This is a genomic window from Butyrivibrio sp. TB (genome assembly GCF_900110805.1).
Lineage (GTDB): Bacteria > Bacillota > Clostridia > Lachnospirales > Lachnospiraceae > Butyrivibrio > Butyrivibrio fibrisolvens_C.
The window spans coordinates 72,735-89,687 of sequence record NZ_FOER01000020.1; the positions used below are offsets into that span (position 1 = coordinate 72,735).

A 16,953-nucleotide genomic window follows, 5' to 3' on the forward strand; every position below is an offset into this window, starting at 1 on the left:
AGCTCGCGTCATCAATTTGAGTTTGAAAGTGGAACACTTTCAAACTTTAACCTCATGTCCCTTCTTGAACGTAAATTACAGAAATCATAATTTTCTAATGACAAAAATATGTATTCAGCTATCAATCCTGGTTCATGATATCGCCGTTTCCATAAATCACGCTATTTTCTATACGAATATTATAAATTCCGGCATCTGCAAGCTTATCTATAAAATCTCCATCAAGAGTCTCATTGCTGTCAGCATTTAAGAATATATCATATACAGACAATACCATATCTGCACAAGTGGAAGTATATGCATCACTATACAGATATAAGCTGCATGAACCTGTATCAGACGTTCCATCTGCCTTTATATAGTAAGATACTTCATTTCCATCCTGATACATATAAAAGTTGCCGACGTCCTCTTTAGTAGCCAGAAAATTCTTAAGCCATACTATGTTCCTTGGCCCCTTATAAGAGTACTCTCCTACAGATACGATGTTATCACCATCTTCATCATATATACTAAGAGTAAAGTCTGTATCCTCAGACAGGTTAACTGTAAATCCATCGTCAGACGATAGATAGCCATTAGTAAGGCCTGCTTCTTTGAGTTTACCGGCTGTAAGATCTGCTACAAAAGCATTCTTGAGCCATCCAAGATCTAGAAGCTGTGTGACTTCATTGTCCTTGCAAAAAGCTTTGTATTCATCTGATATATGAAGGATGATCTTATTATCCCCAAGAAGCTCTATGTCGATACTTTCCGGGTCAGCTGCATACTCTGCAACTTTATTTACATAAGCCATGATCTCAGGATCCTTGGATGGATCATAGGCCTTGGCTTCAAGATCTGACGTACTGTTAAATATCGCAGTATAGTACGTAAGAGCAGGTCCTAGATAAATTGCTCTGTTATCATACTTTTTCAGCGTTTCTAAAACGTAGTACAGATCTTCATCAACCACTATCTCAGTCTCAGGATTACAACTGATATAATACAGATTGTTGACATCTTTATATATATTGCCGGGATCAAATAGTCTGAAATAGTTGACCATAGCCTGAGAATATACAGGTGTAAGCGCCTTCTTCTCAGCAGCCGGCGATACGCCGCTTTGCCCCAGATTATATTCAAGAGTAAAGTCATCCCCAAGATTAACATCGCTTGTAGAATCTACTTTAATCTCCGTCCATCCCGAATCAGAATTATTAAGTAGCCATACTGCATAACTAAACGAAGCTATTGCAATACCTACGAATATTAAAGTAAGTATTGCTCTCCTTAATATATGATCATGATCTACTTCAGCAGTTTCTACTTTATTCGGTTTAGGTTTGTCATTAGCATATCTATTCATAATTAACCTGAATTGTAGTCACCTATTCTGTAATTGTCATACGCTTTTTTCTCGTACAACTTTCCAAGAAAAGAGATTACTTAAAACATAAATACTTATAGTAAATGACATAAGAAAATGCACTTTTTCCAGTCATCAAATGCCCTATATGCCAGCATTAGATAACTGTCATAAGGCATCTTCCAAAATCATTTACTATTGTAAAAATATAGGTATCAAAAGTTCCCCTTTGATACCTATATCATAATATTTAAGGATTCTTAAGTTTCCATAAAACTCTCATGATCCCTGTAATGCTTTATTTAAGCGCATACAGAAGTGCCAGCAGGAACAATACTATCAATGCTCCGATAAAGATGAATCCTGCAACTGTACCTGACTTAACTTTTCTGTAATTACGTGCATAATGTTTCTTCTTGAATATAAACATCAGTATAAGGCCAAGTACAGGAAGGAAGAAGCTAAGAACTGAAAGCCAGAGAGCACCTGTATCATGAATAGGTGTATTCTTAAGGATATCCTCGTCAATAGTTGCATCTCCAACAGTTGTCTTCTGATTTGCAAGCTCTTCGTCAGTCATAATAGTGATTGACTTTACAGGAACACCTGCCTCACGGATTTTCTTGTACTCTTCTATCTCTTTCTTGTTACCATATACGAAATGGTTATGTCCTATATCTACCATTGTAGGCTTATCAGTGCTGTAGTCATGCTGACTAGCATCATAAGTAAGGAGCTTCTTGCGCTTCTCAAGCTTAGGATCAGGAAGCGGAATAGCAGATATAAGTGATCTGGTGTATGGGTGAAGAGGGAAATTGAACAGTTCTTCAGAATCTGCAACTTCCACAATATGTCCCTTATAAATAACACCGATACGATCAGATATGAATCTTACGATTGAAAGGTCATGCGCGATGAAAAGGTATGTAACACCCTTTTCCTTCTTAAACTTGTTCATAAGGTTCAGAACCTGAGCTCTGATAGAAACGTCAAGAGCAGAGATAGGCTCATCTGCTACTACAAGTTCGGGTTCCATGACCATAGCTCTTGCAAGGCCTACACGCTGTCTCTGTCCACCGGAGAACTCGTGAGGATAACGTGTAAGATGCTCAGGAAGAAGACCAACCTCGTTGATTATATGCTCAACCTTCTGAACTCTGTCTGCCTCATCCTTGAACAGATGGAAGTTATAAAGACCCTCAGATACGATATAATCTACTGTTGCACGTTCATTAAGACATGCAGCAGGATCCTGGAATACCATCTGAACATTTCTGATAACTTCACGGTCAAGAGAACGCGGTATCTTACCGGAGATACGTACGCCCTTATAATCTATCTCACCCTTAGCAAGAGGGTTAACTCTGATTACAGCACGGCCGATTGTAGTCTTACCTGAACCTGACTCACCAACAAGTGAAAATGTCTCACCTTTATAAATATCGAAGGAAGCATCCTGTACAGCTTTAACTGCGTCTGCGCCTTTGCCGAATGTAATATCTATATCTTTTATGGACAGCAGGATTTCTTTACCTGTCTTCTCATCAATAGGTCCTTTTTCAGGAAAATGAGATGCTGTCTTGTTTTTTTCATATGTATTAGCCACTTTGTGTATCTCCATCTATTAGATATTGAATGCCTTGATCAGCGTCTCATGAATGTTACCTATTGCTTTGGGCTTTTCAACCTTAGGTGAACGAGGATCAAGAAGCCATGTCTTGGCATAATGAGTATCAGTTACTTTGAACATAGGCGGTTCCTTAATTGAATCAATCTTCAAAGCATACTGGTTACGAGGTGCAAATGGATCGCCCTGTATATCATTATAAAGTGACGGAGGAGTTCCTGTGATAGAGAACAACTCTTCATTAGGCTTAGCCAGCTGTGGAAGTGATGAAAGTAGTGCCCATGTATACGGATGATGAGGATCATAGAATACCTCATCTACAGTACCATACTCTACAATCTGTCCTGCATAGAGAACAGCTACACGATCAGCGATATTAGCAACAACGCCAAGGTCATGTGTGATGAATACTATTGTATAATGGAACTCTTTCTGCAGATCTTTAAGAAGCTGCAGGATCTGTGCCTGAATAGTAACATCAAGAGCTGTTGTAGGTTCATCACAGATAAGTATCTTGGGCTGGCAGGAAAGTGCGATAGCGATTACGATACGCTGTCTCATACCACCTGAATACTCGAACGGATAGTCATCAAAACGGCTCTCAGCATTCGGGATACCAACCTTCTTCATAAGAGTAAGAGCTCTGACACGAGCCTCAGCCTCTGAACACTTCTGGTGCTTCATGATGATTGATGATATCTGCTTACCGATAGTAATGATCGGGTTAAGAGATGTCATAGGATCCTGGAATACTGTAGCGATCTTATTACCTCTGATCTGTGCCCAGTCTTCTTTCTCCTTAACGTCAGCGATATTAAGGATAGCTACGCCGTGAAGTGTATCCTCTGTCTCATCAACATAACGTACATGGAAAGCAACTGTATCAAATACCTGATTGCGCTGATCTTCATTGTCAAGATCAACACCCATCTTCATAGCCTTCTTAAGAGCTTCGAAAAGGCCGCCCATAAGCTTATAAGCTCTGTAGTAGCCATAACGTCCACCTGAGAGATACATCTCCTTGGCGAGGACTTCATTTCTCTTCTTCTGCTCCTGAGTAACAGGCTTAGAGATTTCCTCATGATACTGAGCCTTAAGCTTTGAAAGTTCTGTGCTGTAATATTCCTTAGCTTTAGTATCAGCTTCAAATTCAGCCTTATGCTTTCTGATAGCTTCTTCTTTCTTAAGCTTAAGTTCAGCAATCTGAGCATCATAATCCTTGATCTTCTGAGTAGCTTCCTTTATGAGATGCTTCTCAGTCTTAGGATTATATGTCTGACGCTTATTGAAGATCTCTGTACGTTCATACTTAAGAGTATCAAGCTTATTAGCTATCTTCTCGCGCTCTTCTTCGTTAAGGTCCATTCTTGCGGCCTTTTCTTTTTCAAGAGCTCTGATCTTCTTATAAGTCTCAGCTCCAAACTCAAGACCTGAACAATCATCAAGTTTGGCCTGATATTTCTTGATCATCTTGTGAGCGAATGCATTATAAGAAACCTTGGTATCAGCAAGCTCAAGGTCATTATAAATGATCTCACCCTTATCTATAAATCCATTGCTATCAAGCATGCCGGCAAAAGTCTTAGTAAATACAGACTTACCTGAACCGGACTCACCTACGATTGCGATTGATTCGCCTTCATATATATCTAATGAAATTCCTCTTATTGCAGTCAGTATACGGCCTCTAACATGGAACTTAACAACCAGGTCTTTGACTGACAATAATACTTTCTTATCTTCTGCCATTTTCTATCTATCCCCTTACATATGTGTTCTAGGATCTGAAGCATCACCAAGATTCTGTCCTACTACATAGAGCACAACTGTGATGATCGATACTACTATTACCGGGCTCCAGAATTCGAACTGCCATCCTGAAATAGCCATTGAGCTTTCATACTGGTATATAAGCTTACCAAGTGACATATCAGCCATACCCATTCCGATGTATGAAAGGAATACCTCATAAGAGATATATGATGGTATCTCAGCTGCAGCAAGTGTTACGATGATAGATGTCATGAAAGGCAGGATGTTCCTGATAGCAATCTTAAAGATTGATGTTCCAAGACAGCGTGATGCAAGATTGTACTCTCTGTCACGGATGATGATAACCTGCGTTCTGAAAAAGTAGGCTATAAAGAGCCATCCGGTTACTGTCATGGCAAAAACCATAGTTCCGAAACTTGGTGACATTACAAGTACAAGTACTGATACTACCAAGGTAAGAGGTACGTTACCGACAATGTTATAAACCTCAGTCATAATAACATCAAACTTTTTAGAGAATCCCCAAATAGCACCTATGATAACACCAAGTGTCATATTAATGATCGCACATGAGAAGGCGAATGAAATAGAAATTCTTGCGCCGTTCCATACAGCATCGAAAGTAGATTCACCTGAACCACCACGGCCAAGTATCTCATGAATACTAAATCCGTTCTTGGCAATAGATGCTGATGGTGTTAGATGCTTCATTGAAGCATCTGTAATATTTGCAAACTTATCATATCCTGAAAACATAGGATAGATATAAGCAAACAGTATAAGAATAAGTAATACTGCAAGCATTATAATATTGATCTTCTTTTTAAAGAATACACGAAACACTGATTTCCAATAAGAATATCTAGGTGCTGTGATCTTCTCTGCTTCTGATTTATCATGCGTATCAAAAGAGAACAGCTCTTCTTCAGACATGCCTTCCAAATCATCTGTTAATTCAAATTTATCAGACATAATTTCCTCATTTCCAAGCGGCAGTACCGCATTTTTTTAGTTATAGCCACTTCTTATCTGGCCTTATCTGAGAATGAGATTCTCGGATCGAACATAGCCATAAGGATATCTCCAAGTATTACTGATGTAATACCAAGTGCTGTATAGAACAAAGTAACACCAACAATAACGCCGTTATCATACTTGGCAATCGCCTCAACAAGAAGGTTACCTGCACCGGGAACAACATATACCTTCTCAGTAATGATCGCACCAACAAGTGCTATAAGGATAGTTCCCGGAATTCCATGAATTATCGGAATAACCGCATTTTTGAAAATGTGCTTTCTGAATATCTCATTGTCTGTAAGACCACATGCCTTAGCAAACTTAACATAGTCTGAGTTCTGCTGATCGATCATGTATCTTCTAAGCCACTTCATAAGATCTGCAATACTCTTAATCGAAAGTGAGATGATAGGAAGTACGTACATGAGCTTACTTGTGGATTCCATATCAAATGTTGTAGGAAGTCCTGCACTACCACCAATAGCCTTAACCATGAAGATATAAGCAAGCGAAGGAACTGCAATAGCAAATACTATATAAATAGTTCCGATCTTATCAATAGCTTTATCCTTATGTCTTGCCATAGCAATACCAAGTGAAACACCAAGTACATAAGCAATGATACTTGAGATAAGACCTATAACAAATGAATATCCAATCTTTGAAAGGCCGTTCTTAACTGTAGATACATTAGTATAGTCATCTACAAAGAGTCTCTGGTTAAGCGTACTTGAAGCAAGTGATCCCTTTACATATGTAGCTGTATGAAGGTCATCAGCTGAAGCTTCTACAACACCGGAAGGGAAAGTTACTTCTGATGATACGTAAGATCCCTGTGACTGTGTCATTGTATCAAATACATCAATTCCCGCATTTACTGTATATGATTTACCAAGACTTATCTTGATAAGGTTCTGGTGAATATACGGGAAATTATTATCAAAGTAAAGTAAGTACTTATATTTAGTACCATTTCCGATAAGTGCCGGTGAGAACTTCTCTCCGCCATATGCCGGATCATGCAGTGTAAAGCTTATTCCACGTTTTCCAATATCAATTGAATCATCAACATAATGAATGCTGTCAATATCAACAATTCCTGTAAAATAGCCTGTTAAACGTGTTAAAAGAGGCTTGTCTCTGTATGCAAAGAGGGCTTCCTGTCCGCCATCTGCATATTTTCTACCTTTCTTGATGGTTATAGCATCAAGTCTGACAATTGTATAACCTTTAGATTCATAATACTCTGAAAACTTCTTAACATACTCAGCAACAGTTTCGGAATCATCTTCCGCCTTTTTGCCAAGGTCCTGAATCTTTTCAAGTTCTGATGAATCAAGTTCTCCACTTGCAACAAGTGAAGCTATGTACTCTTCATAAGTAACATAGTCAATGTAACCGTAGTTCTCCCACATACGATACATGTACTGCTTCTTCTGGTTATTACCAAGATTCTGATATACAGAATCAGCAGCAAAAATAAGCTGACGATCCATTAATGAATAGATCAGCAGCATAACTATTCCTATAACTACAACTATAGAAAACAGTCCATGTAATAATCGTTTGATCAAATATTTTAGCATAGTCCTTCACTCCAGACGACCGGTCATGTGATAGAAGAATACGTTACATCTTCATAATTACTTACCAGTCTATATTACATCAAAGTCAGGAGAACGAGCATGAGCCCATTCTCCTGCTTATAATGTTTAATACTTATAATACTTTATAACTATCTAATTAGTAGATACCAAAGCACTTAACCATGTAACCTGCATAATCAGGAAGCATTGTGTCAAGGTATGTCTTAGGATCACCATAGTCAGGGCCCCAACCTGATACATCATAGATATCATAGTTAGCATCTGAACCAAGGTCTGTGTAATATCCTGCATAGTACCAGTCATCAGATGTTGCACAAGCTACAAGATTAACAACAACAGCTCCGCCAAGTGCATCCTCTACAGACTTCTTGAAAGCGTTAGCTCTGTTAGCATATACTTCACTAGCTTCAAAGTAAGGATAATCTACCAGGATAGGATTCTCAGCGCTAACTTCTACGCCCTGAGCTGCAAGCTCTTCTACAGCCTTATTGAGGTGTTCAACTGCCGCATCCTTATTGTACCATCCATCGAAACCTGATGAAGAACCAAGTCCATCATTTGCTTCAGGATCCCAAACCTTAGCATCAACGCCATCAGCATCAAGCTGTGCCTGTACGATCTCACCATAGTATGTTCCAGCAGGGAATGTTGTGTCTGTTCCGTTGATAGCGATTGTTACATCCTCTTCAAGCTGTACGAAGTTACCAGGTGTGTATGTGTTGATAAGTGAATTGTACTTAAGATCATCACCGTTGGTCTGCGCGTTGTATGTACCTCTGTCAATTGACTGAAGAAGTGCAAGTCTGAACTCCTGGTTGCGCATAGCAGCCTTTGTTCTTGCAGCGTCCTCTTCTGTCTGAGTTGACTTAACAGCTGTAGCATCGTTAGCATTAGCAAATGCTGCACGGTTAACATTCATGAATCCTACGAAAGATGTAGCATCTGTAAGGCTGATGTAAGCATACTCATCATAGAGTCCGTCATTCTTAGCTGCTTCAAGAGCTGCTGTAGTAAGATTGCATCCTGAGATTGTACCAGCCTTAGCATCATTGTATGCCTTAGTAGCATCTGTTCCATCATTGTAAAGGAAGTAAACAGTCTGGATATTGATGTTATCCTTATTCCAATATGTAGGGTTAGCCTTGAATGTGATAGTATTCTTAGCTGTAAAGTTAGTTACAAGGTATGGTCCGCAATAAGCGATGTGGTCAGCATCTGTACCATATGTATAGTCAGAAGCTGAAGAATCGAACTCATCACCGAACTTACCACCGCATGATTCGTAGTAAGAACGATTAAGAGGAGCGAACACGCTATAGCTTAACATAGTGTTAAAGTATGTGCAAGGAGCAACAAGGTCATACTCAAGTGTATAATCATCAACTGCCTTAACACCAACTGTTGAGAAATCTGTTGTCTCACCGTTGATATAAGCATCTGCTCCAACGATTACGTCCTGAACAAGGTACTCAAGACCGCCCATTGCATCCATCATGTGCTGCATACCAGCTACGAAGTCGTCAGCAGTAACATCGCCAACTTCACGTCCCTGAGAATCAACCCACTTAACACCTTCACGGATGTGGAATGTATATGTAAGTCCGTCATCAGAAACTTCATAGCTTGTTGCAAGTGCAGGCTGCTGTGTGCCTTCTCCGTCATATTCCATAAGTCCGTCATATGTATGAACAAGAGCTCTTGTATCAGCCTGTCTTGAAGTGCTGAGTACGTCCCAAGTTGTAGGATCACCTACGCTAGCATATTTGTACTCATCTGTGAGTGTGTATCCCTTTTCTTCAAGGAATGACTTAACCCAGGACTCATACTCGCCTGTGCCCTTGAGCTCAGCATACTTCTCTCTCATTGCCATATAATCTTCAGCCTTGATAAGGTCAGAAGTTACTACAGCATTGTGGAAACGGCTTTCATCATTGCCCCAATATGTTGTAGATACTGTATAAGGAGCTACACGGCTGATAGCATACATACCACCACGTGATGAGAATGGAATGAATACACCTGACTCGAGAAGCTTAGCTTCTGCTACAGCATCAAGTGCCCATGCTACATTCTTGTCTTCTTCTGCCTGAGCAGCTTCATAAGTTTCATAGAACTCACCCAGGATCTGGTTGTAAACATACTCAGAAAGCTCATCATAATCCATTGAAGACTCGTCTACAGCTTCATCTGTGCTTTCTCCTGTCTCACCATCTGTTGTCTCACCATCTGTGTTCTCTGTACCGGATGTCTGCTGGGTGTTATCAGAACCTGTGTTCTCGGTTGTGTTACCAGAACCACCGCAGGCTACTGAAGACACTGTCATTCCAGCTGTGAGAAGCAGTGCAACGACTTTAGATCTTTTCATAATTCCTTCCTCCTTTTATTCCTCTTCTATTATTAGATTCGGTAATTGTTTATGTAATCCTCTATGAGGCTACATCCCCTTGTTGTTTAACAAGTTGGCGCTTTAGTGCATCAGAGCATAACCTTAAAATAGAAAATGACGTTAAATTCTTCTTATAATTAAAGAAAGTCAATTTAACGTCATCGTTAGCATTTCAAAATTATGAAATTTCAGCCCCATATAACCTACAAGTTAGAGCCTCATTCGATGCGCGCACTGTGTTACATCAACTTCCTTTATTTTACAGACATATTAATTTTTGTCAATACAGAAATCGTAATTTTTATCAACGTTTCCACTTGTATGGCGGACAAATGTGCGTCCTACGCACACAAAATATTTTTGAAAAAATCATCAGTTTCCATCGGAAGTGTGGATATTCGTCACTTTATGCACTCGATTAAATCAAGCAGTATTCTAATTATATAAATAATACCGCCTTACTAGGAATTATGCAAGCTCTTCCATCTCAGAAATAAGCGCATCAAACTGATCCAGAGCTTCTTCTATAGGCGCCGGTGTTGACATATCAACTCCTGCGATCTTCAAAAGGCTGATCGGATCTGTGCTTGATCCTGATGACAGGAATTTAAGGTAATCCTTAACAGCACTTTCGCCTTCTTTAAGAATCTTGGTAGCAAGTGCAATAGCAGCTGAGAATCCTGTAGCATACTGATATACATAATAGTTGTAGAAGAAATGCGGTATTCTTGCCCATTCGGATGCTATCTCTTCGTCAACTACCATGTTATCTCCATAGTAGAGCTTATTAAGGTCATAATACATCTTGTTAAGAGTGTCCGCGGTGAGCGTATTGCCTTTTTCTACGAGTTCATTGAGCTTAAGTTCAAACTCAGCAAACATAGTCTGACGATACAATGTAGTACGGAACTGCTCCATGAAGTAGTTAAGAAGATACATTCTCTTCTTTTTGTCTGTTGTCTTTGTAAGAAGATTCTTCATCATAAGAACTTCATTGCATGTAGAAGCAACTTCTGCAACGAAGATAACATAATCTGAATATACTACCGGCTGATTCTTCATAGACAGATAGCTGTGCATTGTATGACCTGTCTCATGAATAAGTGTGAACTGACTGTTAAGATTATCCTTGTGGTTAAGAAGTATATAAGGGTGAGGTCTTGCTCCACCTGAAGAGTATGCTCCGCTTCTCTTACCTTCATTCTCGTATACATCAATCCAGCGATTATCATAAGCTGTCTTCACAACCTTGGCATAATCTTCTCCGAGAGGTTTGATCGCCTCAAATACAGCTTCTTTGGCCTGTTCATATGTGATCTTCTCTTCAGCATCCGGTACGATAGAATTATAAAGGTCGTACATATGAAGCTCATCAACTCCCATAAGCTTCTTACGAAGATCCATATATCGATACATTGATCCCATATGTTTGTGTACTGTATCAATAAGATTATGGTATACGCTTACAGGAACTTCTGTTCTGTCAAGAGCTGCTTCAAGGTTATTCTCATACTTTCTTGCATTTGCATAGAATGTCTGCTGCTTGTAATGAGCATCAAGAATAGTTGCAGAAAGAGATTCATGGCTCTTCCATGTATCATAGAAAGTCTTGAAGGTATTCTTTCTGAATTCGCGATCTGTACTTTCCATGTATGAGATATAGGTGCCCTGTGTCAGGTCATGTTCTTCTCCATTACCATCTTTGACCTTAGGGAATTTAAGATCTGCATTTCTAAAAATAGATCCAATGTTAGAAGGCCCTTCTGACATCTCTCCTGTTGCTGCAAGGAGCTTTTCTTCAGCTGCAGAGAGCATATGCTCTTTCTTTTTCCTTATACGGTCTATAGCAAGGCGATAAACTTCAAGATCCTGATTCTCTTTAAAGTAAGCATCAAGCTTATCATCTTCTATATCCATTATCTCTGTATCACCAAAAGCTGATGCGCTCTGTATAGATACAAGAAGACCAACTGCTTTACCTTTTCTGGCCTGATTCTCATTGTTGCCAAGGTCCTGATCTGCAGCAAGTGATGCATATGAATATATAGATGACAAAAGAAGCTCTGCCTCATCAGCCTTTTTAAACCATGCTACAAGGCTGTCTGCGCTTTCTCCTATATGTCCCTGAAAAGCTGCAATCTCTTCTGCAAGCTTTCCTGCCTTTTCATAATCCTTATCCCAATCAGCAGGTGTTTTGTACAGGTCTTCAAGATTCCAGGTATATTCTACCGGAACTTCTTCTCTTTTAAGTATTTTCTTTTCTTCCATACTGTCCTCTTTCTATATTTTTGCAATTCTATAACAATCTGATAATTATTATGTTGCAGTATATATGCATAAGTCAATTCAGTATTTATTAAAAATTGACTTCTTTAGCGAATATTTTAAAACATGTCTTATGACATCAAAATAGCCACACCGGAATACAAATATCCTGGTGTGGCTTATCAGTTGCTTAAATACTATCAGTCTTTCTTAACAAGAAGGCTCTTACCTGTCATCTCTTCAGGCTGCTCCTCGCCCATGCACTCGATAAGAGTAGGAATGATGTCTGCAAGACAGCCATTCTCTCTAAGTGTATATGCAGGGTCATAGTTAACAAGGATGAACGGAACAGGATTAGTTGTATGAGCTGTCCATGGCTCTCCTGTCTCATAATCGATCATCATATCAGCGTTACCATGATCAGCACAGATGAACATAGTTCCACCTGTCTTGATAATAGCATCATAGATCTTGCCTACGCACTCATCAACTGTCTCTACAGCCTTAACTGCTGCAGGAATAACACCTGTATGACCTACCATATCAGGGTTAGCGAAGTTGCAGACGATAACATCATAGTTCTGAGAATTAATAGCATCAAGAAGCTTATCGCAAACTTCAGGTGCGCTCATCTGAGGCTTAAGATCATATGTAGGTACATCCTTAGGGCTGTTTACAAGTACTCTGTCCTCGCCCTGGTTAGGCTCTTCTACGCCGCCGTTGAAGAAGAATGTTACGTGAGCATACTTCTCAGTCTCAGCGATACGAGCCTGCTTGAGTCCCTTATTTGCAAGCCATTCTCCGAATGTATTAGTAAGGAGAACTTTCTTGAATGCAATCTCTTTATTAGCAATAAGCGGATCATAATCTGTGAAGCATACAAACTTGGTATTAAGTCTTGCGCCACGATCGAACTTATCAAATGTATCATCGCAGAAGCAGTGTGTCATCTCTCTTGCTCTGTCAGGACGGAAGTTGAAGAATACAACAGAATCATTGTCCTTGATAGTTGCAACAGGCTGACCATCCTTCATGATTACTGTAGGTACTACGAATTCATCAGTCTTGCCATTGTCATAGGACTGCTGCATTCCTTCGTGAGCACTTGAAGCCTTCTGGCCCTCGCCCTTTGTAAGTGCATCATATGCGATAACAACACGATCATAGTTGTTATCTCTATCCATAGCATAGTAACGACCTGAAAGAGATGCGATCTCACCTACTCCAAGTTCCTCCATCTTATCTTCAAGCTGCTGTACGAAATCTATTCCGCTTTCCGGAGGTGTATCACGTCCGTCAAGGAAGCAGTGAACATATACTTTCTTAAGGCCATGTCTCTTAGCAAGTTCAAGAAGTCCGTAGATGTGTGTGATGTGGCTGTGTACGCCTCCATCGGATACAAGACCGAACATGTGAAGTGCACTGTCATTGGCTTTGCAATTATTAACAGCATCAAGAAGTGCTTCATTCTCAAAGAAATCGCCATCTTCTATAGACTTTGTGATTCTTGTAAGCTCCTGATATACGATACGGCCTGCGCCCATGTTCATGTGACCTACTTCAGAGTTACCCATCTGTCCATCAGGAAGACCAACTGCAAGTCCGCTGGCATTTCCTTTTACATAGGGATACTCTTTCATAAGTCTGTCAAGATTGGGTGTATTGGCCATGGCAATAGCGTTACCTTCAGGGTTGTCATTAAGACCAAAGCCATCAAGAATCAAAAGAAGTGTTGGTTTAGAACCTCTCATTTATAAAACCTCCATTATCTATTTACAACTACTAAAATGAAATCTCTGTCTTATTCATCGGTCAAGACATGAAAATTCAATATATTTGCATTTTATATAATACGACAGAACAAGCATTTATTACAAGAATAAATATTTACTGTATAGTATTGCTCTTTGCCACTCTTTGATCAGCGAAGTATCTCTGCTTTGTCAACTGTCACTTCCGTATCATATCCCGGATACATCTCCATACAGCTGCGCTTTGCAAATTCTCTGACTTCGTCATCTGAAGCGTCATAATCAAAAGGCACAACTATGTCAAATGCTATGATCTTCTTAACGCCATGGTGGATTATCCTAAAATCATGAAATCGTATATCCGGTCCAAGGGCTCTGATACGTCCGGCTATCTTCTCTCTCATAAGCCAGACTTCCTCGTTATGGAAATCAACCGGATCAACATGTATGACACTGCTGCATGAATACTTGTTGTTAAGAAACTGCTCTATCTCATCCACAAGATCATGAGCTTCAAGAAGAGTTCCGTCAGAAGAGATTTCGACATGAAGAGACATCATCGTCATGCTGGGGCCATAATTATGTACGACAATATCATGAACTCCCAGAATCTTGTCATATTGAAGAACATCCTGTTCTATACTCATTATCATTTCTTCAGAAGGAGCTTCTCCCAGCAAAGGAGATATCGTATCTCTTGTAGCTTCAAACGCCTGATAGAAGATAAAACACGCAACCAAAGTTCCGGCATAGCCATCTAAACTTATATCAAAAGCATTACTTATAAATGATGAAAAAAGGACCACGCTGGTAGATACAACATCAGATATGCTGTCTTTTGCGTTATTCACAAGAACAGCTGATGATATCTTTTTGCCTAGGTCCTTATTATATACAAACATATACAACTTGATCAGTATAGATACCATCAGTATACCAGCTATGACCAGATTAAATTCAGTTCTCTCCGGAGCGAGGATCTTTTTGACAGATGTCCTTAAAAGTTCTATCGCCATACCGAATATAAAGAATGCGACAATAAGTCCTGCAACATATTCTATTCTGCCATGACCAAAAGGATGCTTCTTATCAGGTTTTTGCGATGCAAGTTTAAAGCCTATGATCGTAACTATGGATGTCTGAGCATCAGATAAGTTATTGGCTGCATCTGCCAGGATTGATACAGAACCCGCCATAAGGGCAGCTACTGATTTGATCACCACAAGGATGATATTTAATACAACGCCAAAGGCGCCGCACAGTATACCATACTGACGGCGCACATTCGCATCGTTATAATTCTTATGATCTTTGATACATATTCCAGCCAAAAACTGAATCATATCTTTTATCCCTTATACATCAATACTATCTATGAATGCATTGAACTGACTCTGCCAGATATTCTCGACTCCGCTATACATAACGTACTCGATAACCATATATCCGTCTCCGCAAGGAACTACATATATAACTCCATTGATAGAAGCACTACTGCCACTAGCTGTAATTCCAAATCTAAGTGCATCCTCTCCATCAATTGTAACATCTACAGGTTCTGACACTTCTACACCATCTGTGATGCTCTCAAGAATAGCCTCCATGTTTTTGGAGTCAGAGTTAGATCTGAAGTATGACTTATCAATGTAAGCAAGACTTACATAGGCTGTTCCATCAGTATTGAGCAGATAATCCTGAGCTGTGCTTGTAGAATCATATTTGGTCCATGAAGCAGGTACCTGGAAGCTTGCATCATTGAAAGTTGTATCAACCATATTTATTCCAAGATACTCTGTTGGCTCAGTAGAAAATGCTACTGCTGTCTGGAGACCGCCGCCAATAGAAAGGGCATCTACTGCATCTGAAGGTAATGATAATGTCTCATCAGAATCCCATTCTGTTATCTTAACTGTGTATGTAAGCCTTTCAAGTGAGATAGAAAGGCTCTTTCCACTATAATTGCAATAGTAAGTATTAACATCAGCCATAGACAGATTAGGATATGATATCTCTATCTTGGATATCTTGCCGTCCTCACGGCTCAGATAGAGCGATACATCCATCTTCTGTGATCCTGCGTCTGTAGCCTTATCGCTTATGCTGCAGAAATTGGTTAAAAATGAACATTGTTCTGCATTTACGTTAGCAGCAGTAAATACATAGTAATCGTCATTTTCTTTATCTTTGTCAAAAGAATAAGAAAGTGAAGCTATATCACCAAGTACAACAGAAGATCCGCCGGTAGCACCTGTGGAGAGCTTACCGCCCCATCCCGTTGATTCTGTATATGAGTAACTGGTCTCAACACTGCCGCTTCTGGTAATATAAATCTCATAAGACTGATTACTCTCATTGCCATTATCATCTGCAGAAGTTATAAGATCTCCGGTTACATAGGCGATAGTATTACCATCTTCACCTGTTATGTTGGATGCTGTCATCTCAGAAGACTGTGTAAGATTATAAGATCTTCCGTCTGTAGCATCTTCTACATTGATACTCATCTCATAATTAACAGTAGCATCATATGAAGAAAGGCCTGCAAGCTTCTTTGTAGCAGAATCTATCTTAAGCATTGCATTTGATTCATCAAGTCCAAGCTTTGCAGTTTCATCTTCACCCTTAATATCAAGTGCGCTCTGATAACTGCTCACTGCTTTTTCATAATCTTTATCTGCATAAGCCTGTTTAGCTTCTTCTATAGCTTTCTGATAAGCTTCTTCGTGAGTCTTCTGAAGATATTTATAACCACCGGCTCCGCCTACTCCTGTCAAAACAAGTATAGTGGCAAGACCAATCACAAGTCCTTTATGACTCTTTTTCTTCTTAGTTGGCTCCTGTCCATAGCCCCCCTGCATCTGCGGACCAGGCTGCTGATAGCCCTGATTGTACTGATTCTGGTACATATTCTGTGACTGATAAGAATTCTGTGTGTTATATGAATTTTGTGCATTATAGGAACCTGTTGCCTGATAAGTGCTTTGCGCCTGATATGTGACTTTCGAATTCCCCGCATTCATAGCCTGATATGATCCGGCAGCCACCTGTTCAGTACTTGTACCAGGATTATCAGTTTTGTTCTGCTCTGTGTTTTTATTAAATAATTCACCGCAATATGGGCAGAATTTAGCTGAATCAGCTACTATCTTTCCGCATTTTCCACAATACATAATTCT

10 protein-coding genes are annotated in these 16,953 nt (G+C 39.7%); all 10 read right to left on the reverse strand.

Annotated features, from left to right (window positions below; translation table 11 throughout):
* Positions 1–121: 121 nt before the first annotated feature.
* On the reverse strand, positions 122–1,348 hold the full coding sequence (locus BMX21_RS13510) for a hypothetical protein (RefSeq protein ID WP_092045247.1): 1,227 nt from the start codon (positions 1,346–1,348) through the stop codon (positions 122–124).
* Positions 1,349–1,646: 298 nt separating this feature from the next.
* A complete protein-coding gene (locus tag BMX21_RS13515; RefSeq protein ID WP_242829847.1) occupies positions 1,647–2,954 on the reverse strand; it encodes an ATP-binding cassette domain-containing protein in 1,308 nt (435 codons plus the stop codon).
* 18 nt (positions 2,955–2,972) lie between these two features.
* Positions 2,973–4,724, reverse strand: a complete 1,752-nt coding sequence (locus BMX21_RS19960) for an oligopeptide/dipeptide ABC transporter ATP-binding protein (protein ID WP_092045249.1) — start codon at positions 4,722–4,724, stop codon at positions 2,973–2,975.
* Positions 4,725–4,739: 15 nt separating this feature from the next.
* Positions 4,740–5,720 (reverse strand): ABC transporter permease, encoded by a 981-nt coding sequence (locus BMX21_RS13525; RefSeq protein ID WP_207647647.1) that lies wholly within the window; start codon positions 5,718–5,720, stop codon positions 4,740–4,742.
* A gap of 53 nt (positions 5,721–5,773) precedes the next feature.
* Positions 5,774–7,354: an ABC transporter permease gene (locus BMX21_RS13530; RefSeq protein WP_092045251.1), complete on the reverse strand. Its 1,581-nt coding sequence runs from the start codon at positions 7,352–7,354 to the stop codon at positions 5,774–5,776.
* 157 nt (positions 7,355–7,511) lie between these two features.
* Positions 7,512–9,740: an ABC transporter substrate-binding protein gene (locus BMX21_RS13535; RefSeq protein WP_092045253.1), complete on the reverse strand. Its 2,229-nt coding sequence runs from the start codon at positions 9,738–9,740 to the stop codon at positions 7,512–7,514.
* 489 nt (positions 9,741–10,229) lie between these two features.
* Positions 10,230–12,029: an oligoendopeptidase F gene (gene pepF / locus BMX21_RS13540; RefSeq protein WP_092045254.1), complete on the reverse strand. Its 1,800-nt coding sequence runs from the start codon at positions 12,027–12,029 to the stop codon at positions 10,230–10,232.
* A gap of 197 nt (positions 12,030–12,226) precedes the next feature.
* Complete coding sequence (gene gpmI / locus BMX21_RS13545) at positions 12,227–13,777, reverse strand: 2,3-bisphosphoglycerate-independent phosphoglycerate mutase (RefSeq protein WP_092045256.1); 1,551 nt, start codon at positions 13,775–13,777, stop codon at positions 12,227–12,229.
* A gap of 170 nt (positions 13,778–13,947) precedes the next feature.
* On the reverse strand, positions 13,948–15,120 hold the full coding sequence (locus BMX21_RS13550) for a cation diffusion facilitator family transporter (protein ID WP_092045258.1): 1,173 nt from the start codon (positions 15,118–15,120) through the stop codon (positions 13,948–13,950).
* A 12-nt stretch (positions 15,121–15,132) separates the two neighbouring features.
* Positions 15,133–16,947: a zinc ribbon domain-containing protein gene (locus tag BMX21_RS13555; RefSeq protein ID WP_092045260.1), complete on the reverse strand. Its 1,815-nt coding sequence runs from the start codon at positions 16,945–16,947 to the stop codon at positions 15,133–15,135.
* Positions 16,948–16,953 lie beyond the last annotated feature (6 nt).

Excerpts from the sequence above, each read along its gene's own strand:
- BMX21_RS13510 (WP_092045247.1), bottom strand. The coding sequence starts at position 1,348 with ATGAATAGATATGCTAATGACAAACCTAAACCGAATAAAGTAGAAACT.
- BMX21_RS19960 (WP_092045249.1), bottom strand. The coding sequence starts at position 4,724 with ATGGCAGAAGATAAGAAAGTATTATTGTCAGTCAAAGACCTGGTTGTT.
- BMX21_RS13525 (WP_207647647.1), bottom strand. The coding sequence starts at position 5,720 with ATGTCTGATAAATTTGAATTAACAGATGATTTGGAAGGCATGTCTGAA.
- BMX21_RS13555 (WP_092045260.1), bottom strand. The coding sequence starts at position 16,947 with ATGTATTGTGGAAAATGCGGAAAGATAGTAGCTGATTCAGCTAAATTC.
- BMX21_RS13530 (WP_092045251.1), bottom strand. The coding sequence starts at position 7,354 with ATGCTAAAATATTTGATCAAACGATTATTACATGGACTGTTTTCTATA.
- gpmI (WP_092045256.1), bottom strand. The coding sequence starts at position 13,777 with ATGAGAGGTTCTAAACCAACACTTCTTTTGATTCTTGATGGCTTTGGT.
- BMX21_RS13550 (WP_092045258.1), bottom strand. The coding sequence starts at position 15,120 with ATGATTCAGTTTTTGGCTGGAATATGTATCAAAGATCATAAGAATTAT.
- pepF (WP_092045254.1), bottom strand. The coding sequence starts at position 12,029 with ATGGAAGAAAAGAAAATACTTAAAAGAGAAGAAGTTCCGGTAGAATAT.
- BMX21_RS13535 (WP_092045253.1), bottom strand. The coding sequence starts at position 9,740 with ATGAAAAGATCTAAAGTCGTTGCACTGCTTCTCACAGCTGGAATGACA.